Here is a 22,731-nt window from a genome sequence, read left to right on the forward strand (position 1 = left end):
GAGCAGAATAACCCGGGCAACGGGTTGCGCTACCCGCGGGTAGCCCACCAGGATCGAATCGATAGGGTGCCGCGCAGCACCCACCGCACCGGCGCGAGATACCACGAACGGTACTTACGGGCAAGAAAAAGGTAGGCACTCTCGTGGTGCGCTGCGACCATGCGCAGCGAATCTGTGCTGGTGGAGTGAGCCCCAGTGTGCGTCACTATTGCGCCGGGCACGTACAGGTTCTGCCATCCTGCTTTGCCAAGCCGATAGCCAAGGTCGACGTCTTCGAAGTACATGAAGAAGGCCTGGTCGAAGCCGCCAATGTCGTCGAAGGCTGATCGGCGGATAAGAAGACAGGCTCCGGAAAGCCATCCCACTGGCCGTATTTCTGTGCCGGTCTCATTCTCAGAGCGGTATGAACGAGTCCAGGGGTTGGATGGCCAGATCCGCGAGAAGACCGCGTGCCCGACGCCAGTTCGCAGCGACGGGATACGTCGGGCCGAGGGATACGTTGTGCCATCGGAGTTCAACACACGTGGCCCGACTGTAGCGGCCTGGGGATTGGCCCGCATGACGTCTTCCAGAGCGCTGATGGCTCCGGGGTGAACAAGTACATCCGGGTTGGAAACCAGTACGAACTCGAACGGGAGTGGCACCGAGCGCACGGCCGCGTTGATGGCCCCGCCATAACCCAGATTTCTACCCAGCGACAGCACTGTCGCGCCGTAGTCGCCGGCGATTTTACGGCATTCATCGATGTCAGCCGACAGGTTGTCGGCGATGGTCACGGACGGCGGAGTCGGCTCACTGACAATGACCGAATTCAGAAATGCACCGAGGGCAGCGCTGGAATTATAGGTAACGGTGACAACGGCAGTGCAGACTGCCGGTGAGAGTGGGTTGCCGTGCATTCGTACCATCATACGAGAACGTCGACAGAAGGGCTGCCAGTAGTGCGAGAGTCGCTGGCCGGGCAATGTATCCTTAGTGGACCCTGCGCTCGGCCGGGCCAAACGTCGTTCAGGATGGATCTGTGGCTGTATCAAGCGAGTTCAAGCGGTCACGTGAGCTGTTTATCAACCTCACGCAGAGGGAGCTCAAAGGAAAATACAAGCGCACAGTGCTGGGGCAGCTCTGGTCACTGGCCAATCCCCTGGCGCTCATGCTCGTTTACACCTTTGTTTTTGCTTTCATCTTTCGCATCGCGCCGCCTGTTGGCTCACCGAGCGGGCTTGATGCCTTCCCGTTGTGGCTGTTGTGCGGGCTGTTGCCGTGGATCTTCTTCTCGAACGTCGTGCAGCAGGGCATGGGTGTGCTCCTTGCCAATGAAGGCCTCATTAAAAAGGTCTATTTTCCCCGCAACGTGCTTATTTTCTCCAGTGCGGCGTCTCTGGCGGTGAACTGGGGGATCGAGATGATGGTACTCATCGTTGCCCTCGTCATTGCGGGCGCGTACGGCGTCATTGTCTGGCTTCCCGTCGTCATCTTCTTCATGTTCTTGCTAGCAGTGTTTGCCGTGGGCATTGCGCTCATGCTGTCGATCGCTAATGTTCATTTTCGCGACACGCAGTATTTTGTCGGCATCATTCTTCAGCTCGGCATGTACCTCACCCCGGTGATCTACCCGATCTCGTTGGTTCAGGTGCAGTCCGATCGTTTCGGGAGTCTATTTGGTGTGTTCTCGCTGGTCGACCTGTACCGGCTTAATCCGATGGAGCGCTTCCTGAGCGCATTTCGCAGTCTTTTGTACGACAACACGTGGCCGGCTCTGGGCGATACCGTCGCCTGCGTGCTCATCTCGGCAGTTGTATTCGCCTTGGGCTGGGTGGTTTTTCGCCGTAACGAGAGAAAGCTAGCTGAAATCCTGTGACCGAAGTAGCAGTGCACATCGACGACGTTTCGAAGAAATTCCGTCTGTACAAGGAGCGCAACCAGTCGTTGAAGTCAGCGATCATGCGCGGCCGCAAGTCTGTTCACGAAGACTTCTGGGCGTTGAACGACATCTCCTTCGACATCAACACGGGTGAAACGTTCGGGCTGGTCGGGGACAACGGGTCGGGCAAATCAACACTGCTCAAGTGCATGGCACAAATTCTCTACCCCGACAAGGGCAGTATCGCCATGAAGGGGCGCGTTGCCGCCCTCCTTGAGGTGGGTTCCGGATTTCATCCCGAACTCTCGGGGCGTGAGAACATCTTTCTCAACGGCTCAATTCTGGGGATGTCCAAGCAGGAGATCGTGAAGAAGTTCGACTCGATTGTTGATTTCTCCGGCGTGAGCGAATTCATCGATCAACCGGTCAAGAATTACTCCTCGGGGATGTATGTTCGGCTGGGGTTCTCGGTGGCGATCCACGTTGACCCCGACATTCTCCTCGTCGACGAAGTGCTCGCCGTCGGCGACGAAACATTTCAGCAGAAATGTGCGGATAAGTTTGTGGAATTCCGCCGTGACGGCAAGACTGTAATTATTGTCAGTCACGCACTAGGCACAATGATGACGATGTGTGACCGACTTGCCTGGTTGAGCCATGGGGAGCTCCAAGCAGTTGGGAATCCCGAAAGCGTTGTCGCTGAGTATCGCGGTGTCGCCCAGTAGAGAACGACCAGCTGCGCTCAAGCGCACTGACATTTATGACAAGACCCAAAGGTTTCATATGATCAGCGGCACAGCCCCAACGTCCAGAAAAGCTCGTTCCAAACCGCTGCTCGTGTGGGCGCTCGCCGTTGCTTTGGTTTCTTCCTTCCTAGTCGTCGCCGCGCCAGCCGCGCCGCCAGCACAGGCGGTGTCCGGCTCGGACTTCCGACCCGGAAACATCATCAGTGACGCCAATTTCTATACCCAAAATGCCATGTCTGAGGCGGGTATCCAGTCGTTTTTGGACGCCAAAATCGGTTCGTGTAACAACAGTCTCTGTTTGAACGTACTTCGCGTGGATACGCCGACCACGACATTGTCGTTTGGAACCTGCTCCACTTATGTAGGAGCTGCGAACGAATCCGCCGCTCGCTTAATCTACAAGGTGCAGCAGGCCTGTTCTATAAGCGCCAAAGTAATTCTTGTTACTCTGCAAAAAGAACAGGGTCTGGTCACAAGCAAAGCGCCTACAGCAGCCATTCTGCGCAAGGCGTTAGGACAAGGTTGCCCGGACACTGCCCAGTGCGACTCCGCGTATTACGGATTCTTCATCCAGGTATTCTCTGGAGCCCGCCAACTCGCCTGGTACGGAAACTCCGAGGGATCGCATACCTCTATCAAAGTGGGGCAGCAGAACGCTGTTCGGCTACACCCCAACGCCGGTTGCGGATCGTCCAACGTTCTGATTGAGAACAGGGCTACGGCGTCTCTTTACTACTACACGCCGTATCAGCCGAATGCCGCTGCGCTCAACAACCTGGGCGGAAGTGGCGATGCGTGTTCCTCGTACGGCAACCGCAACTTTTGGGTCTACTACAACAATTGGTTTGGCTCAACGCAGGCCAGTGCCGCGCCGGTCGGCAACTTTGATGCCATCAGCGCCACAGCGGGGCGGGTGAACGTTCGAGGATGGGCGTTCGACTTTGACACTCAAGACTCGATTGCCATCCACGCCTACAGCGGCTCGACCATGGTGGGTGGATGGATAGCGAACGGTACCCGAACGGACGTTCAAGGCGTTTACCCCTCGCGGGGACCCCTGACCGGGTTCAACCAAACCTTGGCCATCAACCCCGGCTCCCGTCAGATTTGCCTCCACGCCATTAACGACGGCGCCGGCGGCAATACCGCATTGGGGTGCAAGACCGTTACGGTGCCCTCGACCGCCCCGGTCGGTTGGTTTGATTCCGCCACGGCAACCTCGACAGGCGTAGCCGTGCGTGGTTGGGCGCTGGACCCCACGACCGCGACATCGACCAGCGTTCACGTTTACGTTGATGGAGCGTTCTCGGCAGGCTTCGCGGCCGGCAACACTCGCTCCGACGTCGGCAGCATGTATCCCGCCCTCGGGTCCCAGCACGGGTTCTCGTCAACGATCACATTGAATGCCGGTAGGCACTCGGTCTGTGCCTACGCACTCAACGTGGCGGGTTCGCAATCCACCAGCCTGGGGTGCCGCTCCGTCACAGTTGCCGGCCCGGCTGCTGCTGTAGCGCGGGGCAATCTCGATTCCGTCACGGCAACGCCGACCGGCGCGAACCTGGCGGGGTGGGCCTTCGATACTTCAACCACCGCGTCAACGGATGTGCACGTCTACGCTGATGGCCGTTTCGCTTCGGGATTCCGGGCGTCAGGAACGCGCACCGATGTTCAGTCGGTATACCCGAATCAGGGGAGTCAGCACGGTTTCAACCAGTCGATCGCGCTGAGTTCCGGTCGTCATTCAGTCTGTGCCTACGCGTTGACCGCGTCGGGTTCGTCGTCAACGTCTTTGGGCTGCAGGTCGATCAGTGTGGCGTCATCGGCCCCGCGCGGTCACCTCGATTCCGTGCAGGGTGTGAGCGGCGGCGCGCAGGTTCGCGGCTGGTCCCTCGACCCGACGACCGCGGCATCCACTGACGTGCACGTCTACGCAGACGGACAATTCAGCTCGGGCTTTTCCGCGACAGTGTCGCGCACCGACGTGGCTGGCGTGTTTCCGGGTCTCGGTGCTAATCACGGGTTTGATTCCCTGATCGCCCTCGCACCCGGATCACACCGCGTGTGCGTGTTCGGATTGAACTCGACCCGTAGCGCTTCGGTTGATCTCGGCTGCTCGACGGTCACGACGAGGTAGGGTCGGGCGAACGATACCTGATTGGGTAGGCAAGAATGCGGGCTGAGTAACTCAGCCCGCATTCTGCATTTCTCTGCTTGGCCTAGGTGCGTTCGATGTCGCGCATCTGCGGCGTCGGCCCGGGATTTCGACCGCGACCGACAACACGGCCGAGCGGTCCGAGAATGCGTGCGATCATCAGGGACAGGCGGTATTTCTGACTGTTCTTGATCTCGGTGAGCTCATACATGTCGGCTGCCGTGCGCCGGAGAAATTCTTCACTGACCACGGTCATGGTTCGGATTGCTGCGTAGCGTCGACTCAGGTGATCCGGGTCGATTGGGGCATTCAGCGTTACTAGCACCTGGCCCCAGAAATCCTTGTTGTAGTCGGCGAGGGTGCGCGCTGCCGGCGGGCCCGGCTCGACCAGCAGGTCAGCGTTGCACGCTTCGCGAACTCGATCGGGCAATTCGGAGAAGAGGCTGAAGAAGCTCACATGCTCTTCGAGACCCAGAGCTGAGGTGACCTCCCGAGCAACCGCGGTATCGAAAACTACGATGCGTTTCTGGAGCTGCGCAGCCTCGGGAATCGGCAGGCCGAATCCTTCGTAGGCCGACGGGAAGACCACCACACGTGCTCTCGAATAGACGGTAGCCACCTCGGCGTCGGTGAGGCTTCCGCCCGGCAGTGCGTGCATCAGTGGAAAGTCCCGAGCCGTATCGGGACTCCCGAGAACGACGATCGGCAGCGAGCTGCTGCGCAGTGCCACGAGCGCGGACCGTACCTGCTTGTGCGGAAAGGCATTCCCGACAACGAGAACGTAGTCGCCCTGAGCAATGACCTCGGTGCAGGCCGGCGTGAGTGGCGTCGAGAAGTCGCTCACGTCGGTGACGCGAGCGGACAGGCCGGAGCCCTGGTGCACAACGGTGGTGCGCGAACGCAAGTTGTCGAGATCGGGAAAGAAGTCTAGGGCGTCGTCGAGCGTGGCCTCGCTGATGGCGACGACGCTGTCGGCATAGGCGAGCGACGCGTGTACGACTTCGGGCTTGTACGGCACCATGAGTCGCAGCCCCCAGGAACGCAAGGCGATGATATCGAGGTAGGAGACAACCCACTTCGCGCAGAACCGGTTGAGTGTCGCTATCTGTCCCAGAGAGGTGACCGGCGCTATGGCGACGCCAACGTCGAAGACCTCATCGATGTCGCCGTAGGGGATCACCCGTAAAGTGTAGGAGGTCAGATCGAAGAACTCGATGACGTCCTGGGGCGCGGCTACTGTCACCGCGACGGACGCCGGGTCGATTGTTTCGGCAACGAATTTCAGAAAACTCAGGGCATTCTTCGTGGATCCATCGAAGGCCAGTGAGAGGTGATGCAGATCGATCAGAACTTTTTTTCCGGGGTCGTCCGGGTGCGCAATGATGTCGGCAAATCGATCTAGACCGGAGTACCCGTTGTTGACGAAGTCGCTCACGGCGGCAGGATAGAACGGGTATCGAGCGTGCAAAATCTTAGAATTCTCCGCCTCGAGGGTCGCCCGTTGTTCAGCACCAAAACTCGTGCTGCCGACGTGGTAGACCAGCGCATGGTTGGCGATGAGAGAGGAATAGCCCAGGGCGTTCAGGCGCAGGCAGAAATCGTTCTCCTCGTTGTAGCCCATGCCGAAAACTTCATCAAAGAGGCCATTGTTCGCCACCAACGACCGTCGAATCAGAAAACAGAATCCGATGGCAACCGGCGTTATGTAGAAGCGGGGGAGACTGGGGGCCACCGCGTCAAAGACGCGTGCGGTTCGAGCCTCATCGCGGTCAGCAAATCGATCGCGCTGATAGAAGGGCATCGTGGCGATAGTGGCATCGTTGCTTCGCGGGCAGACGACCGCGTGGCGCTCAGACAGGCTGAGCACCAGGCGCATTTCATCCAGCGCGCCGGCCGTGATGCGGGTGTCACTGTTGAGCAGCAGCAGGTCGTTGCCGGTCCGGTCAAGTTCAAACGCGGCACGGTTGCAGGTGCGCACGAAACCGAGATTCGATGGATTGCGCTCGTATCGAAAGTTGGAATTCCCGAAAATCATGCCCAGCAGGCCAGCCTCAATCACATCGGCGTCGGGCCCGCAATCATTGACGATCAGAACGTCGTAGCTGTCGGCAGGCGCGTGTTCGATGAGAGCTGCGATGCAGTTGCGCAGGGATGCCCAGTCACCGTAGACCGGCACCAGGATCGTGACGCGATTGAGGGTCTTCTCCGCGGGAGACCCCGGTGTCGGGGCAGCAGGTGTGGTGTCTAATTCCTGAGGAGCGGGCATCCACTCAGCCTACCGGCGGGATCAACCAAGCCGGAAAGCTAAGCTTGCCAAGTGAGAGTACTCCTGTTGTCGCATAGTTCCGCCGTCGAAAATCTGGGCGGTGCAGCAAGGCGCAGACGTATCGGTTGCGGTACCTGTTGAGATGAGTTGCGCCCTAATATAGGGGCTTGGCTTTTTAATCGCTCGGACGGGGTGAAGCCTACTCGGGCGGAAATGGTGTGGGTAAAGTGATGGGTTCTGGCGTCGCTTTGCACGCGTTTCGAGCCGTGATCGTACCAAGCAGCCCGGGCTCACTGCGCCGACGTGACATTCAGGGGCTACGCGCCCTAGCTGTGGGTCTGGTTGTGATTTATCACTACTTCCCTCGCGCCCTCAGCGGGGGTTTCATCGGTGTCGATGTATTTTTCGTCATTTCCGGCTTTCTCATTACGTTGTTGTTATTCAAAGAGATTGAACGAACAGGTCGAATCTCGCTGTCGAGCTTCTATGCTCGGCGCATTCGCCGGTTGCTGCCGGCGGCGGTGGTCACGATGGTCGGAACAGCGTTGGCGGCGACCTTTATTCTGGGCCCTCTTCACCTCGTGAGCATCTTGCAGGATATGGCCTGGACTGCGGTCTACTTGGCGAACTATCACTTTGCCCAAGCGACCACGGGATACTTCGACAACTCGGACCCTTCGCCGTTCCTCCATTTCTGGTCGCTGGCGGTTGAAGAGCAGTATTACCTTCTATGGCCGCTAGTACTCACTGCCGTGCTGATACTAGCTAGGAGGCGCAGATCGTTCTTCGTGGGGGTGCTCCTAGCAATCATCGTCTGTTCTCTCAGCACCTCCATTGCGCTTACAAATGCTGGAGCTCTAGGGGCGTATTACTCGCTGGGTACACGTGCATGGGAACTCGCGATCGGGGGTGCACTCGCATACATCGTTTTCCACCGTCGATGGTTACTCTCCGGGGCCGTTCGTACCGGCGCGAGCTGGGCCGGCATATTGGCGATTGCAGGGTCGGCCACCTTTTATACTGATTCAACTCCTTTTCCAGGATGGACTGCGGCTGTTCCCGCGCTCGGTGCTGCGCTGGTGCTGTGGGCTGGATCCTCCGGCGAAAGTGGCATCGTCTATCGACTCCTGAGCCTTCGACCGGCTCAGTTCATCGGCAATATTTCGTACTCCTTGTATTTGTGGCACTGGCCGGTACTTGTGCTTGGTTCGGCGCATTTTGGAGGAGAGCCCGGGCGGACGAAGTTACTCGGCCTGGTCGTGGTTGCTATACTCGTGGCGATTGCAAGCTACTACCTTGTTGAACGGCAACTTGGTCGGATCAAGGCTGCCGCGCGTTCCTTGCGGGTGATCGCAGTCGGGATCGCCGTCACCATGGTCGCGTCATTGATTCCGTTTGTTGCCACTACATTCATTGCCCAATCGTCGGGTGAAATCGTTGCCGACGCGGGGCCCCCGGACACCGCTCTTTCGTCTGCAATAAGCCCGATTGCCTTTGTTGTTCAGGGGCCAGGGCCAACGCCTGATGGTGTGCCTGCCAACCTCCAGACCCCTCTTGATGAGGTCGCCAATGACCTCGCGGAGGTGTTCACGAATGGTTGCTACGCGGGTGAGGTCACCGTTTGCGAAGGTGGTGCCCCAGACGGCAAGTTGAGAATCATACTCGCGGGGGACTCCCACGCCGGCCAGTGGTGGCCAGCCGTTGATAAGGCAGCTCGGGATAACAATTGGAAGCTATTTATCGTTGGCAAGAATGGCTGCGCGCTCGCCGAGGTCGACGTTAGCCTGGGTGAGACTAATGAAGAATGGCCTCAATGCGCAACCTGGCAGAGGGATGCGCCGGGTGCGATTCTCGCTCTCGACCCGGATCTTGTCGTTTATGCAAATTACGCGCAGGGATACCGCACCAGCAAAGTGAGCCTTGAAGTAGGATTCATCGAAAAATGGACGGATGGCGTTTCGGCAACAGTCCAGGAACTGGCAACAGGCAGCGCCGTGCTCCTGATGGGAGAAACTCCCACGGTCATCGGGGATCCAGCGACATGCTTGTCGGAGAACATTCTCGATGTCAGCGCGTGTTCCACTCCAGCGGAAAAAGCTGTCCCTCAGGATTTGCGGCAGCTTAATGAGAGCATCGCCATGGAACAGCACGTGTCCTATTTCGATCCGACCCAGCTGTTGTGTTCGGAAGACGTTTGCCCGATGATCACCAGCAATTTTGTAATGTACCGTGATTCGGCGCATCTCACGGCGACTTATTCGGAGCAGCTCAGTTCGAAGCTTGCAGAAGTCATCGCGGCGGCACTGGCCGAAACCCGCTAAGCCCTCAAAGAAAACGCGGAAGTAGTGCAGGCTAAGCTCACGGGGTGAGAGTACTCCTGTTGTCGCATAGTTCCGCCGTCGAAAATCTGGGCGGTGCAGAACTCTCGATGCTGCAGATGATCGACAACTGGAGGACGTATGATCCCTCGGTAGAAATCATGGTCGTGTCACGCAGCCCGGTAGGGCTGCTGCAGCCAGAACTTGAACGTCGCGCCGTGCCCTGGATGAATCTGGAATTTGGATCTTGGGTACTCCCGCAACTGATCGTTGCGCCGGAAGATGTGTATCGAACCGCACGTCACGATTTTCTGGCGACGAAAGCCTTGGTACGGTTGATTCAGGAATTTCGACCGGATATCGTTGCCACCAACACCATTGTGGCTCCGTGGGCGGCGCTCGCGGCAAAAATGGTGGGAGTTCCCCACGTCTGGTTTCCCAGCGAATACGGCGACGATCACGAGTTCGCGATCGGAGTTGACCACACCTTTGAAGACCTGGGGGCGCTGTCCGACCTCGTCGTGACGAACTCGGCCGCGTTGAAGACCTACCTGTCGCGCTGGATTGCCGACGATAAAATGGCCGTACTGTATCCGGCGCTCGACTTCTCCGATATTGCGCACCGAGTGAAAGATACGCCGCCCGAGTGGTCGAATCCTTTCTCTACCCTGCCGGAGACCTTGCGGGTGGTGTGTGTCGGGCGAATCGCGCCTTCTAAAGGTCAGACGCGGCTGGTGCGCGCTATCGCCGAGCTCAAAAAGCAAAACGTTCGCGTGGAAGCGGCCCTGGTGGGGAGCGCGCGGGATCGTGATCTGGCGAGCATCCGTCGACTGATTGATGAATTGGATGTGGGTGACCGCATCGTACTGACCGGTGAGACCGCTAATCCTTTTTCGTACATTGCCGCCGCCGACATCGGCGTTGTCGTTTCGGTCAGTGAAGGGTTCGGACGTGTCACGGTCGAGTACCTCGCGGCCGGAAAACCCGTAGTCGCAGCGCGGGTCGGAGCAACCCCTGAGCTGGTCGCTGACGGCCGCACGGGTATTCTCTACGACCCCGCTGACGATTCTGCCCTCGTAGAAGCCCTGCTCACCTATCATCGAGACCCAGCGTCGCTGGCCGCACACGGCGCGGCCGCACTCGCCGGGGTCGATGAGATCGTGAACCGCAACACCCTGTCCGCGATTGTGCGGCAGATCGAGGGCTGCATCGCAGCAGGGTCTGCTCCCATCGAGCGGATGCCCCACCTGGTTGTATCGTGGATGACCCTGCCCGCGACGGCGCAACAGATGTTCGGCGATGTCGGAGCGCTGGTCGATCCGCACGATTCGGTCACCTGGACCGTGGGCAATGCCCTGGCTCGACCGCTGCGGGTTGGCCGCCGAGCTGCCGGTCGAATTGTTCGACGCGTTGTTCCTCGCAGTATTCGAAACGGATGGCGCGCATGAAGGTCTTTTGCCTGTCGCATAGTTCGGCAATTGAAAATCTCGGCGGCGCCGAGCTGTCTCTGCTGCACGTGATCGATGCCTGGACCGCAGACGATGCTGAGGTGGAATTTACGGTCGTGACGCGCGGCCCGGCGGGACTGCTGCAACCAGAATTGGCGGCTCGCCGCGTGCCCACGCACACGCTGAATTTTGATGCCTGGGTGCTGCCTCTCGTGAGAACGGACCCCGCAGATATCCTCGATACGGCACGGCGAAACTCCGAAGCGGTTCTGGCGATCGTTGAGCTGTTGCGACGAGCGGCCCCCGATGTCGTCATTACCAACACGATCATTTCGCCCTGGGCAGCACTCGCTGCGCGCTACCTCGGCATTCCGCACGTTTGGTTTGTGCATGAGTTTGGTGATCTGGACCACGGCCTGCAGTTCGAGATATCGCGCGGGTCGACTTTTGAAGATATTGGCATTCTCTCCGATCTGGTCGTCGCGAACTCGCGTGCGGTTCACGAGCACATCGGTCAGTGGGTGCCGGCAGACAAGCGCGCGATCGCCTATCCGGTTATCGACCTGGACCGCGCCCGAGAACTGGCCAGCCAGGCACCGCAGCACCCGGTTTTGCCCGAGGCCGGAGCCGAGCTCACCGTCGTGATGGTCGGTCGGCTGGCACCATCGAAGGGGCAATGGCGGCTCCTAAATGCCTTGGCCCAGCTGCGCGATGAGGGAACGAGCATCGCGGCAATTCTCGTTGGCGGCGATCAGGGAGGCGACGCCGACGACGTGACGAAGCGTATCCGGGATCTGAACCTCGGCGGCCAGGTCGTTCTGACCGGGGAGACCGACAACCCGTTTTGGTACATCGAGCGCGGAGACGTTGGAATCACCGCATCGACCAGCGAAGCATTCGGTCGAGTGACCGTCGAATACATGGCCCTGGGCAAACCGGTCATTGCCGGGCGCGGCGGGGCAGGCGCCGAGCTGGTGCGCGACGGCATGACCGGACTGCTCTTCGATGCCGAGAGCCCCGATGATCTCGTGCGTGCGCTGCGATACGCCGTTGACCATCGAAATGATCTCCCAGCGATAGGGGAGGCGGCTCGCCGATCGGTCGCCGAAATCTCCAGTGCCTACCCGCTCGATGCCGTTGTCGCGCGAATTGAGCAACTCGTTGCTCGCGGTGCGGGCCCGATGGCGCGACTCCCGAATGCACTCAACCTGTGGCTCGACTTGCCGGCCGCGGTGGAGGGGACCGGTCGCGCGCTCCACGACCGCAACACGGCTGTGCTGACCTCCGCCTCGTGGCGGCTAGGCACTTATGCGCTCGCGCCCGCTCGGCTCCTCAAACGAACGGCTCGACGATTGGTGCGACGTGCCCGCAGTAAATAGGCGACGACCTCGTGCTGTGGGATTGATCCACGCGTCGGAGCCAGAGGTAACCCAGAACTCGCGACTGACCCAGCCCCTGCTCGCGCTGGTCATTGCGCTGGCCTTCTTCCTACTCTTTCCGCCGGTCGGTTTCGATAGCCGCTACTCACTCCTTGAGCTTTCCCTCGTGATCCTGGCTGCCGTCCTGTTGATTTTTGTGCATAGTCGAGCGGCTATTCGCGTTGTCGTCGTTCCGACAGTCCTCGTGGTGTTGCTCGGGCTCATGTGCGTGTCGGCGGCATGGAGCTTCGCCTCGTGGGAGACCGCGAGGGATGCCCTCACCTTTGTCGTGCTCGCTCTGGCGGCAGCGTTTGTCGTTCAGATTGCACGCCTCAATACAATTCTGGTCGGGATTGTGTCGGGCGGTCTGGTCGCACTCGGGGGGTCTCTGGTGCTCCTCGTGCTCGCACCCGAGCAAGCGTTTTATCACACGGGCGCCGTGCAGGGCTTCTACGGCACCCGCAATGGTTTCGGCTATGTCATTCTGGCGGCGCTACCCGCAGCCATGGCCATACGTCTCGTTTTCCGCGGCGGACTTCTGGTCAAGGCGTCCATTGTTCTGGCGCTGGCGGCTGGCGTAGTCGCGAGTGATTCCAAGACATCGATTTTCGCAATGACGCTCGCCGTCCTGGTCTGGATTGCCGTTGTTCTGCTCCGGCGCAGCTGGATCTACGTGGCCGTTCTGGCTTTTGGAGCCGCGGTTGCCGGTGTGGCTGCCATCGCCAACTTCGGTCGCGTTCTGGAATTTCTCGGCAAGGGTCCCACTCTCAATGGCCGGTCCGAGATTTGGGATGCGGTGCTTTCGGTCGTGCCACAGAGCCCGATGATCGGCTTCGGTTGGACGCGGTCGTGGCCGACGGGGTCGCCGCACAGCGCGGCCGTCGTTGAGGCGCTTGGAGGAGTCACCGTTTTTCACGCCCACAATGAGGCGTTGAACTGGCTCGTGACGCTGGGTGCAGCCGGCCTAATCCTGATAGTCGCGCTCTACGTTTTCGTGTTGTGGGGGGGCATCCGGATGTATCGGCGAACGGCAGTCGATGGCAGCCTGTGGATTCTCCTGGCCAGCGTCATGCTCATTGGGCGTGGCCTCACGGATATCAGTGAGACCTCACCACAGGGGTGGTTCATCCTCATGCTGGTGGCCTTCGTCGCGGCGAAGTACTGGTCGGGGGCCTCGGCGAAGCCAACTTCACGCCTGATTCTCCTCAGCTGGTCGCAGCGCCAACGCGCACCGCGACTTAATAAAGCAGAAGAAATGGTAACTTCAGAGTAATGATAAACCGCACACAAACCGTTGTAGTCGTTGGCCAAGGATACGTAGGGCTCCCCGTCGCAATGCGCGCCGTTGAGCAGGGATACCGGGTGGTTGGCGTCGATGTCGACACTCGACGAGTTGACAGCCTCAAGGCCGGGGTCTCGTTCGTTGATGACATCACCGCCGAGCAGCTCACGGCGGCACTCGAATCCGGTGCGTATCTGCCGACAACAGACTATGCGGATGCGGCCCAATTCGACGTAGCAGTCATCACCGTTCCGACGCCTCTGCGCGAGAGCCTGCCCGACCTCACCTTCATTGAAGACTCGGCGACGTCCCTCGCCCAGCTGCTCAAGAAGGGTTCCGTCGTGGTGTTGGAGTCGACGACGTACCCCGGCACGACGGAGGAGCTTCTGGTTCCCATCCTCGAGAAGGGTTCTGGGCTCGTTGCCGGTGTTGACTTTCACGTGGGATACAGCCCCGAGCGCATTGACCCGGGCAATAAGACGTGGGGCTTTGTTGAGACACCCAAGGTCGTCTCCGGCATTACCGCGGCGTCCCTCGTTGCGGTTCAAGGTTTTTACGACAGCCTGGTCAATCAGACCGTCCCGGTGAGCACGCCGAAGGAAGCCGAGCTCACCAAGCTGCTCGAGAATACCTTCAGACACGTCAACATTGCGCTCGTGAACGAGCTTGCAACCTACGCACACCAGTTGGGCGTGAATGTGTGGGAGTCGATCGAGGCTGCCAGCACGAAGCCGTTCGGCTTTATGAAGTTCACGCCAGGGCCCGGCGTGGGCGGTCACTGCCTGCCGGTCGACCCGAGCTATCTGTCGTGGCAGGTGCGGCGCAAACTCGGACAGAACTTTCGCTTCGTGGAACTCGCCAACGATATCAATGACCACATGCCCGACTATGTCGTGCAACGACTCATGCTCATGCTTAACAAGCTCGGCAAGTCGGTCAATGGTTCGCGAATTGTTCTCGTGGGCTTGTCCTACAAGAAGAACACGGGCGACATTCGCGAATCGCCGTCGCTTCGCCTTATTGAGATTCTCACCGAATACGGCGCGACCGTTGTTGGCATTGACGAACACGTCGAGGCGCACCGTTGGCCGTCCGGTGTGGAAAAGGGTTCGCTCGACGCAGCCACCCTCGATGCTGCCGACGCTGTTCTCATGGTCACCGATCACGACGACTTCGACTTCGACCTGCTCCGCAACACCACAACGGGGATTCTCGACACCAAGAACAAACTCTCCGGAGAGCATGTCGAACGGCTATAGCAAAGTTTTGTCGTGCGACGCCCCGGCTGATCTAGTTGAAGAAATTCGCCTAGGTTGCAGTTCGTGCCTCCGTGAGGAATTTGGCACATTGTACGTTTAAATTTGCCATGCAATTCATCCTGGAAAGGCGCAGATAATGCGACGACTAAGATCCTGCGCTTGGGTAATCGGGTCACCGTCGTCAGCGGGCCAGTGCATGATTTATCCCTCGAGGGGGCCTAAGTTGCTGCCTGGTCTTCTGGCTGTATGGCTTATCGTCGCGACCAGCTACATTTTCCTCACACCAATTTCGAACAATTTCTTATTTCACCCGCTCGTCCTCAGTCTCGCCGGTATCGCGACCCTTGGATTCATGTGCACTCGTCCGTTAGCTAGTCAATTATTGTTGGTTCCGGCCGGAATTTGGTTTGCGTTTGTGGCCTACGAAATTGCGGTTGTTCTTCTTAGAGACGCGAAGTCGTGGCCGAGAACACTTGTCTCCTTCCTGTTCTGGCCCGTTATCTCTTCGCTAATTTTTTTGAGTTCTAAGCAACATGCCGTGAAGACGGTGTTCTATCCAGGGGCGGTAGTTACGGTTGTGATTTTACTTACTTTTCAGGCGTGTGCGCTTATTGCACTCGGACGAACTCCGTTTGAATCTCTGCCTTTCTGGATAACGTCGTCATTAGCAATAGTCCATGTAGTCGACGGCACTGGTGTGATCGCACTGGCCGCGCATAGCCTTCCCCCATTGTTATGGTTGGGAGCTATGTGGGCAGCTTCTCTGTCGTGTGTTAGGGACGACCTATACTTGCCGCCGATGCGGCTGCGCCTCCTCGCGGGCACACTTGCGATTTCTGCTGCCGTAATCGCTTGGCGTCGCGGTATACTGCCTGTCCACTTCCTGGTCCCGATAATCATGTTGATAATGTGGCTCTTGCTTCGATTCAAGAACGATCCGGAAGGTCCCCGCCCTCCCCTCCTACAGACTTCGGCTCGAGTCTTCGCTTGTTTCTTTGTGGCCGGATCGATTTCGATGGGGCGACAGTCACAAGTGAAGTCGATGCTTGAGACGGGTAATGGATCAGTTGGAACGGTGCTAGGAATCGAGCGGCCCTCGAAATTATCACAAGCTGATTTAGAGAGTGGGACGACGTATTTGATCAGCGAAGGCGACCAGATTGCAGATCGAAATCGAATACGCGCAAGCGAAATCCGTTTCGTCACTGATGCGGATTCCATGACAGATGTCCTATTCGGACGCGGTAGCGGGGCTGCAGTCGACCGAGACGGTATCGACAGTGCAATGAAACTTTGGCAGACTGAGCTTCAGGATCACGGAATCTACTATTGGACCGGACTTGCTGGCCTTCTCCTCCTGCGCGCCCCTTTATTTTTCTCCGTACGCGGATTACGCCGTGCTTTTCGTTCCGCCGATTCGCTTAGGGGAAGATTATTTGTGAGCAGCATCGGCGCTTCCGCCTTTTTGATCGGCGATGTCACGAACCCTTATAGGCGGGCTCCAGAGCATATGTGGCCCGTCTTCTTTCCGCTCATGATGGCCGTTGTCATTTTCTACTCAACAAGAACTCAGGATCATATCGATGCTGACGTTGTTGAAACATTTAGCGTCAGTGTCGGCTTCACTGCGAGTTTTGCGATAATGGACCCGACACTGCATTTCGAAGGCCTGCTAGTGTGTGCCGGCTTGCTAGGTGAAGCATGAATCTAAGTAGATCGATTTTCCGATCGGGCAGAAGTCGGGGAAAGCTTCTTGGTGTTGTCCTTGGAACTTTACTGAATGCCGCGTCAATTCTCCTTCTGCAAATTCTGGCGCTTGTAACGCTGGCGCCGACAGAGTTTGGACGATTTTCGGCTCTTTACCTTGTGTCCGCACTCTCAACCTCTGTCCTCTTATCTGTGGTGTGCGAGGCTTGGCAGAGGTGCCGACCGCAGGCGGCCTGGAAAGAATATGGCGCGACATTGTTTTGGCTGTCAGTCGCTTCAGCGGTAATAACCGTCGTGTTATGCCAGCTGGTCCCGGGATTGCGGGGGATTTCTTATTTGGGAGCAGCCGCAGTCGGATTCGCAAGTTACAGGACCGGGGCGAGGTATTTTGCACTTCAGCAACGTTCGTTGAAGTTGGTTCTTCCCGGCGATGTTCTGAGCGTGCTCGTTCTCTCTGTAGGTTGGATCCTATATATTTTCACGGACTCGCTTGCTGTGACTTCGGCGCATATCGTGCTGTTATGGGCGGTGAGCTCCGTCGTTTCCGCGATTGCGTCGAAGCCTGTTAGCAGCGTGAGGATCACGGCCGTCCGTTGGTGGATGGCCTACCACAAGAAAGAGATCAAAACACTCCTTGCAGATTCGTCGATATTGGATGCATCAGCGATCGGGACACCGTACGTTCTGCTCCCCATGCTTGGCGTTGCGGGATTTGGAATTTATCGGGCCCTTTCCAATATCGCTGGGCCCGTAAAACTACTTCTTTTCCCGCTCAGACCGCTTTTTTCCTCATATTCGTTGTTAAAATTTGCGGGGCTCCTTAGCTTGCTCGGGATGAGCAGTATTGCTGGTCTCCTTGGGGCGCTTGCCTACGCGTGCCTCCGAGTCTTGGAACTATCGGCGGTTGAGTTAGGCACTCTGACTGCACTCATGCCTCATGCAGGGCTCGCTTCAATATTCGTTGGTGCAACGTTCCTTAACGGAGTTTTTTACTTGGTTGGGCGTACGCATTTCTCGCGCAAGATGCTACTTTCCGGACGCCTGGTGACGTCATTCATTGGTATTGTGCTACCGGTTTCTGGGGCAGTCCTATGGGGACTCGGTGGGGCACTCCTCGGCGTGACCGTTGGCACAACGGCGGGTGCTTTGGTCTGGTTGATTCTGACGATCGTTGAATCGCGACTCGCCCCGGGTTCGTCAGCCCCTAATCTAGGACCAGCGGCAGATGTGGTGTCGACGAACGTTTTGCGAAATTCAGAAAATGAAAAACCGAGGGGCACGAGCAACCGAACGGATCGACTCCCATGAGAATCGTTCACGTCATCAATTCTCTTTCTACGGGGGGAGCCGAGACGTTAGTGGTTGACTTAGCGACCTCGATGCGTGATCTTGGTCACGAAGTGATAATCATTGCGATTGGCCCAGGGCGCGGAGTGCCATACGAAACGGCAATGGCTCGAGAGCTCAATGTCAGGTTCCTCGGACGCTCACCCTATGACGTTACAGTCTTACCCCGACTCTGGAAAGCGTTGAGAGGTGCAGACGTTGTCCACGTTCATCTCTTCCCTTCTCTCTATCTCGTTGCTCTTGCGTCACGCAAGGCACACCTGCTCTACACCGAGCACAGCACGTGGAATCGACGCCGTGACAAATGGATTTTTCGGATCGCAGATCGTTATGCATACCGGAAGTACACCCAGTTAACTGCAATTAGCGAGGGCGTTCGCGAATCATTGCTGCGGTATATGTCGACACTGAAAGTTGAATCTTCGGTGGCCGTCGTGGCAAATGGAATCGGTGATGTCTTTTTCAGCTCTGAGTTGAGGATGCGGCGTGAAGCAAACACGAACTTCAAGCTGATCGCTGTCGGCACGTTGGATGATCGCAAGAATTTTGGCGATGCCATTCGCGCTGTTGCCGAAAGCCCCTCAGTCCAACTCTCGATTGTAGGTGACGGGCCACAGCGCGGTCACCTCCAGGACTTAATTGAATCTCTGCGGGTGGCAGATCGGATCCACCTGTTAGGCCCAAGCAACGATGTTTCGAGCCTTATGAGTACGCACACGGCCCTAATTTCGACGTCCAAATTCGAGGGCTTCTCGCTGGTTGCCGCAGAAGCGATGGCATTGGGCCTGCCTGTCATCGGACCCGATGTGCCGGGCTTCAATGAATCCGTATTAGACAACATTACGGGCTTGCTCTTCGATCAATCTCAAGGAATTTCCGCGATCGTTGATGCGGTGCGTAAGTTGCGAGAGAAGCCGGGGCTGTATTCGGAGCTGTCAGGAAATGCTCTGAACCACGCTGTTACGTTTCAGATCGGCAGGGCAGTTCAGTCCTACCTGACACTTTACGAGAAGACCATTTTAGCGGATATTGACGGTCGGTAGCCAGTGGTTGCTGAGGCGCCAGCAGTGTCTGACACCGTTGCACCCAATCCCAAACCGCCGTCGACAGGAACATGCACCGGATGAGATCACCCGTTGGCATTGTCCACTAGAAGACGGACCCGCTGCGCGTAGCCCGGTCCTCTGGGATGCGGTCGGACATACAGGACCGCGGTAAAGTGTATATAAGTAATCGGTCGAGAAAAGATAGTGGGTTCACTTCGTGGAAAAATCAGAGTTCATTGGTCTTGTCGAGGAGACGCTGGAAGTCGAGATGGGCACTATCGCGCTGACGGACAAGTTGGCGGAGATTGATTGGGATTCGCTGGCCAACATCAGTTTCATCGCGGCCCTGGACATGAGTCACGGTGCCGTAGTCGACGCGGAAACGCTCGCCCGTTGTGAGACCGTTCAGGATCTCTTTAGCCTCGCCGAGTCAGCGATTAAAGGCAAATAATCATCTCCGACTTCCTGCGGCTTGGTGGCAAGACAGTTTTGGTGACGGGCGCGTCCAGTGGAATCGGCCGCGCGGTCGCAATCGAAGCGAGCAAATATGGTGCTCAGGTGGCCCTTGTCGCGAGGAACGAAACTCAGCTCGACGAAACTCGTGAGTTGTTGGTTGGTGGAGGCCACATGACACTCCCCTTTGACCTTAACCAACTCGACGGAATTGGGGACGTTGTCCGCGAGGTCTCAAAGGAACTCGGCGGATTGGATGGTGTTGTGCATGCTGCGGGCATGCACAAAACGACCCCGCTTCGCAATGTGGTGACGTCTGATTACCGCGAACTTTTCGATCTGAACGTCGGGTCTGCAATGATGCTTGCTAAGGCGTTTCGGCACAAGCAAGTGCGGCGCCAAAATGGGTCCTTGGTCTTCCTGTCCTCAGCGGTCGGAGTTGTGGGGCAGCCCGGAGTGAGCCTCTATGCTGCGAGCAAGGGGGCCATCCTGGCTCTAACTAAATCGTTGGCCCTCGAGCTTGCACGCGATGGAATTCGAGTCAACTGCGTAAGCCCTGGAGTTGTTCGAACAGCGATGACACGGTCACTGGAAGGAGCCATTGGGAGCCAAAAATTTGCAGAGGTTACGGCGGCCCATCCATTAGGCCTGGGGCTGCCGGAGGACGTCGCAGCCGCTGTGCTTTACTTACTTTCCCCTGCCTCGAGGTGGGTCACCGGAAGCTCTCTGGCCGTTGATGGAGGGTATACAGCGCAATGAGCAGAATAGTGATAGCGGGTGCCGGAGGATTCGGTCGGGAGATTTTTGCTTGGCTGAGGTCGTCGCCAAGGTTCCTCCAGCAAGAAAACGTTGACAGCATCGTTTACATCGATGATCGAGAGGATCCGATGGGCCTACCGGCACCGTGTGTCAGTAGCATCGAGGGGTATGTCCCACTCAACTCTGATAAGTTCATTTGTGCGATTGGCGCACCCCAGGTTCGCAGCGCGGTGGTTGAGAAAATCGAGAGCCGGTCTGGAGTGTTCGTCCAATTTATTCATGACAGTACTGTCATGGGAATGAATGTTGTCACAAAAGCTGGCTTGGTGGTTTGTCCCAACGTGATCATTTCGTCGGATATTCAGATCGGTGCACACGTGCATATAAATTCTAATTGCACGATTGGCCACGATGTCATTATAGAGGACTTTGTCACGCTGAGTTCTTCCTGCAATTTAACCGGCTCGGTCGTTGTAGAGAAACATGCGTTCCTTGGCACGGCAGTGACGGTCATACCCGATAAAAGAATCGGGGCGGGGTCGCTCGTCGGAGCAGGGAGTGTCGTCCTTCGCAACGTGCCGGCAGGAGTTACGAGCTTTGGGAACCCGAGCAAGTCTTATGGATCGAGGAATGTGTGAGCGCCCAATTAAGCGGAATCGACTATTTTTTGCCGCCAACGGTATTAACGAATGCCTACATCGACGAGAAGTTTCCTGATTGGAAGATAGATAAAGTCGCAGCGAAGACTGGAATCATGACTCGCCATGTCGCGGGGACGGAGGAATTCACGTCGAGCCTCGCGGTGAAAGCTGCGTTGCAACTTTTTGCATCCCAGAGCATTGATCCGAAATCTATTGATTATCTGATCCTCTGCACTCAATCACCCGACTTCTTTCTGCCGTCGACGGCATGTCTCGTACAAGACGAACTTGGATTGCGCACGGAAATCGGGGCTGTAGACGTGAATCTCGGCTGTTCTGGCTACATCTACTCGCTCGGAATGGCAAAAGGGCTCATCGAATCTAACCAAGTAAAAAATGTTCTCGTCATCACTGCTGAAACGCACAGCAAACTCGCGAATCCCAACGACAAGAGCACCCGGCCAATTTTTGGCGATGCTGCGGCGGCTACCCTCATCGAGGGCACAGCGGTATCGACTCGATTAACGGGCTTCACGTATGGGAGTGACGGACTAGGCGGTCCTAGCCTCGTGATACCAAATGGAAGTTTGAGGGCGGGCGGTTCGTACTCTCCTCGATCTAGTCCCACGGCTCGTGGCCTCGAAACCAACGGTTATGACATGTATATGGACGGTCTGGAGATCTTCAACTTCACCCTTCGTGTCGTGCCCGATTGTGTGGCGCAGATTCTGGACCGTACCGCTTTGACGCTCGATGAAATCGATTACTTCGTATTCCATCAGGCGAACGGCTATCTGATCGAACATTTGCGAAAGAAGCTGGGGATCGACAAGTCGAAGTTCGCAGTCGAGATCGCTGACCTGGGTAACACCGGGTCGTCGAGTATTCCGATCGCACTTGCTCGTGCAAGCGGTGAGAACAAAATTAGAAAGGGCAGCAAAGTCATGATTCTAGGGTTTGGCGTTGGGCTATCATGGGGAGGTGCGGTCCTTGAGTGGAGCTAATGCACCGACAAAGGCGCGGATCGCTGCTACAAGCTACTTTCTGCCCGAGCAGCGGCTAACCAACGCAGAATTGAGCGCACAATTTCCCGAGTGGACGGTCGAGAAGATCGCGTCCAAGACAGGCATTCGCTCACGAGGTATTGCCGGGGACGAGGAGTTTTCGTCGCACTTAGCGACGAAAGCGGCCGAAATTTTATTTCTGGAACATGGAATTGATCGCGACACAATTGATTACATTGTCCTCTGCACTCAAAGCCCGGACTTTTATATGCCAGCTACTGCATGCATCGTGCAAGGCAATCTCGGCCTGTCGAGCCGTGTTGGGGCGAGCGACATCAGTCTTGGATGCTCGGGGTATATTTATGCGCTGGGCCTTGCTAAGGGACTGATCGAGTCTGAGCAGGTGCAGACCGTTCTCGTTCTGACCGCCGATACGTACAGCAAGTTCATCAACGATAAAGACAAGTCGGTTCGGACGATCTTTGGAGATGGTGCGTCAGCCACCTTGGTGACTCAGTCGGCCGCAACGGAAGAGCTCTTTGCGTTTAGTTATGGCACCGACGGTTCGGGCGCAAGGAACTTGATTGTTCCCGGCGGCGGTCTAAGGCCGGCTGATTCGCTTGCGCCCAAAGCTTTACCGACGTCGCGCGAGTTGGTTTCTAACGGATTTGACCTATATATGGACGGTCCTGAGATATTTAACTTCACATTGCGCGTGGTTCCCAGCTCTGTGCAGAGGATTCTGGAGAAAGCCTCCATGACCTTGGAAGACATAGATCTGTTTGTCTTTCACCAGGCCAATCAGTACATGCTGGAGCACTTGCGTAAGAAGCTAGGAGTGGATGAGGCGAGGTTCTATGTTTCTATGGAAAACTCTGGAAATACCGTTTCATCAACGATTCCCATTGCGCTTACGGAGGCCCAAAAGGCGGGTGTCTTGAAACCTGGAATGGCCGTCATGCTGCTCGGATTTGGCGTTGGCTACTCGTGGGGCGGAATGATTGTGCGTTGGTCGAACTAGCTG

Annotated in this window: 17 protein-coding genes; 15 read left to right on the forward strand and 2 right to left on the reverse strand. The window is 57.3% G+C overall.

The features are described 5' to 3' along the window. Positions 1–29 precede the first annotated feature (29 nt). Positions 30–899, reverse strand: a complete 870-nt coding sequence (locus CXY71_RS10790; protein ID WP_199184282.1) for a glycosyltransferase family 2 protein — start codon at positions 897–899, stop codon at positions 30–32. A 122-nt stretch (positions 900–1,021) separates the two neighbouring features. Between CXY71_RS10790 and CXY71_RS10795 the strand changes: the two genes are divergently transcribed. Genes CXY71_RS10795 through CXY71_RS10805 form a run of 3 tightly spaced genes read left to right on the forward strand, consistent with a single transcriptional unit; the run spans position 1,022 to position 4,741 of the window. Beyond that, positions 1,022–1,858: an ABC transporter permease gene (locus CXY71_RS10795; RefSeq protein WP_104135613.1), complete on the forward strand. Its 837-nt coding sequence runs from the start codon at positions 1,022–1,024 to the stop codon at positions 1,856–1,858. After that, the gene (locus CXY71_RS10800) at positions 1,855–2,586 is read left to right on the forward strand and encodes an ABC transporter ATP-binding protein (protein WP_233204595.1); all 732 of its coding nucleotides are present in this window, start codon (positions 1,855–1,857) and stop codon (positions 2,584–2,586) included. The genes CXY71_RS10795 and CXY71_RS10800 overlap by 4 nt, the downstream gene beginning before the upstream one ends. Positions 2,587–2,644: 58 nt before the next feature. After that, entirely contained in the window at positions 2,645–4,741 is a 2,097-nt protein-coding gene (locus CXY71_RS10805) for a hypothetical protein (RefSeq protein ID WP_146072802.1), read from the forward strand. Positions 4,742–4,823: 82 nt separating this feature from the next. On the opposite strand, the gene CXY71_RS10810 is transcribed toward CXY71_RS10805, so the two are convergent. Next, positions 4,824–7,025: a glycosyltransferase gene (locus CXY71_RS10810; RefSeq protein ID WP_104135615.1), complete on the reverse strand. Its 2,202-nt coding sequence runs from the start codon at positions 7,023–7,025 to the stop codon at positions 4,824–4,826. A gap of 218 nt (positions 7,026–7,243) precedes the next feature. On the opposite strand from CXY71_RS10810, the gene CXY71_RS10815 reads away from it, so the two are divergent. The 12 genes from CXY71_RS10815 (at position 7,244) to CXY71_RS10870 (ending at position 22,728) form a co-directional block, all read left to right on the forward strand. Further along, positions 7,244–9,346 (forward strand): acyltransferase family protein, encoded by a 2,103-nt coding sequence (locus CXY71_RS10815; RefSeq protein WP_146072803.1) that lies wholly within the window; start codon positions 7,244–7,246, stop codon positions 9,344–9,346. 44 nt (positions 9,347–9,390) lie between these two features. Next, positions 9,391–10,791, forward strand: coding sequence for a glycosyltransferase (locus CXY71_RS10820; protein ID WP_104135617.1), 1,401 nt, complete (start codon positions 9,391–9,393; stop codon positions 10,789–10,791). Then, entirely contained in the window at positions 10,788–12,170 is a 1,383-nt protein-coding gene (locus CXY71_RS10825; protein WP_158253055.1) for a glycosyltransferase family 4 protein, read from the forward strand. Before CXY71_RS10820 ends, CXY71_RS10825 begins: the two co-directional genes overlap by 4 nt. A 16-nt stretch (positions 12,171–12,186) precedes the next feature. Beyond that, positions 12,187–13,482, forward strand: coding sequence for an O-antigen ligase (locus CXY71_RS10830; protein WP_233204596.1), 1,296 nt, complete (start codon positions 12,187–12,189; stop codon positions 13,480–13,482). Continuing rightward, positions 13,482–14,750, forward strand: a complete 1,269-nt coding sequence (locus tag CXY71_RS10835) for a nucleotide sugar dehydrogenase (protein ID WP_104135619.1) — start codon at positions 13,482–13,484, stop codon at positions 14,748–14,750. Before CXY71_RS10830 ends, CXY71_RS10835 begins: the two co-directional genes overlap by 1 nt. Before the next feature lie 997 nt (positions 14,751–15,747). Further along, on the forward strand, positions 15,748–16,455 hold the full coding sequence (locus CXY71_RS20705) for a hypothetical protein (protein ID WP_146072804.1): 708 nt from the start codon (positions 15,748–15,750) through the stop codon (positions 16,453–16,455). Between the two features lie 1,306 nt (positions 16,456–17,761). Then, entirely contained in the window at positions 17,762–18,847 is a 1,086-nt protein-coding gene (locus CXY71_RS10845; protein ID WP_104135621.1) for a glycosyltransferase, read from the forward strand. 220 nt (positions 18,848–19,067) lie between these two features. After that, complete coding sequence (locus CXY71_RS10850; protein WP_104135622.1) at positions 19,068–19,301, forward strand: phosphopantetheine-binding protein; 234 nt, start codon at positions 19,068–19,070, stop codon at positions 19,299–19,301. A 41-nt stretch (positions 19,302–19,342) separates the two neighbouring features. After that, positions 19,343–20,062 carry an SDR family NAD(P)-dependent oxidoreductase gene (locus tag CXY71_RS10855; RefSeq protein WP_233204598.1) on the forward strand — a complete coding sequence of 240 codons (720 nt, stop codon included), beginning with the start codon at positions 19,343–19,345 and terminating at the stop codon, positions 20,060–20,062. Then, positions 20,059–20,700: an acetyltransferase gene (locus tag CXY71_RS10860; RefSeq protein WP_104135624.1), complete on the forward strand. Its 642-nt coding sequence runs from the start codon at positions 20,059–20,061 to the stop codon at positions 20,698–20,700. The genes CXY71_RS10855 and CXY71_RS10860 overlap by 4 nt, the downstream gene beginning before the upstream one ends. Further along, positions 20,697–21,707 carry a 3-oxoacyl-ACP synthase III family protein gene (locus tag CXY71_RS10865; protein ID WP_104135625.1) on the forward strand — a complete coding sequence of 337 codons (1,011 nt, stop codon included), beginning with the start codon at positions 20,697–20,699 and terminating at the stop codon, positions 21,705–21,707. Before CXY71_RS10860 ends, CXY71_RS10865 begins: the two co-directional genes overlap by 4 nt. Further along, positions 21,694–22,728, forward strand: a complete 1,035-nt coding sequence (locus CXY71_RS10870; protein ID WP_104135674.1) for a 3-oxoacyl-ACP synthase III family protein — start codon at positions 21,694–21,696, stop codon at positions 22,726–22,728. The genes CXY71_RS10865 and CXY71_RS10870 overlap by 14 nt, the downstream gene beginning before the upstream one ends. Positions 22,729–22,731: the final 3 nt, after the last annotated feature.

Source organism: Cryobacterium sp. Y62 (assembly GCF_002929785.1).
Classification (GTDB): Bacteria; Actinomycetota; Actinomycetes; order Actinomycetales; family Microbacteriaceae; genus Cryobacterium.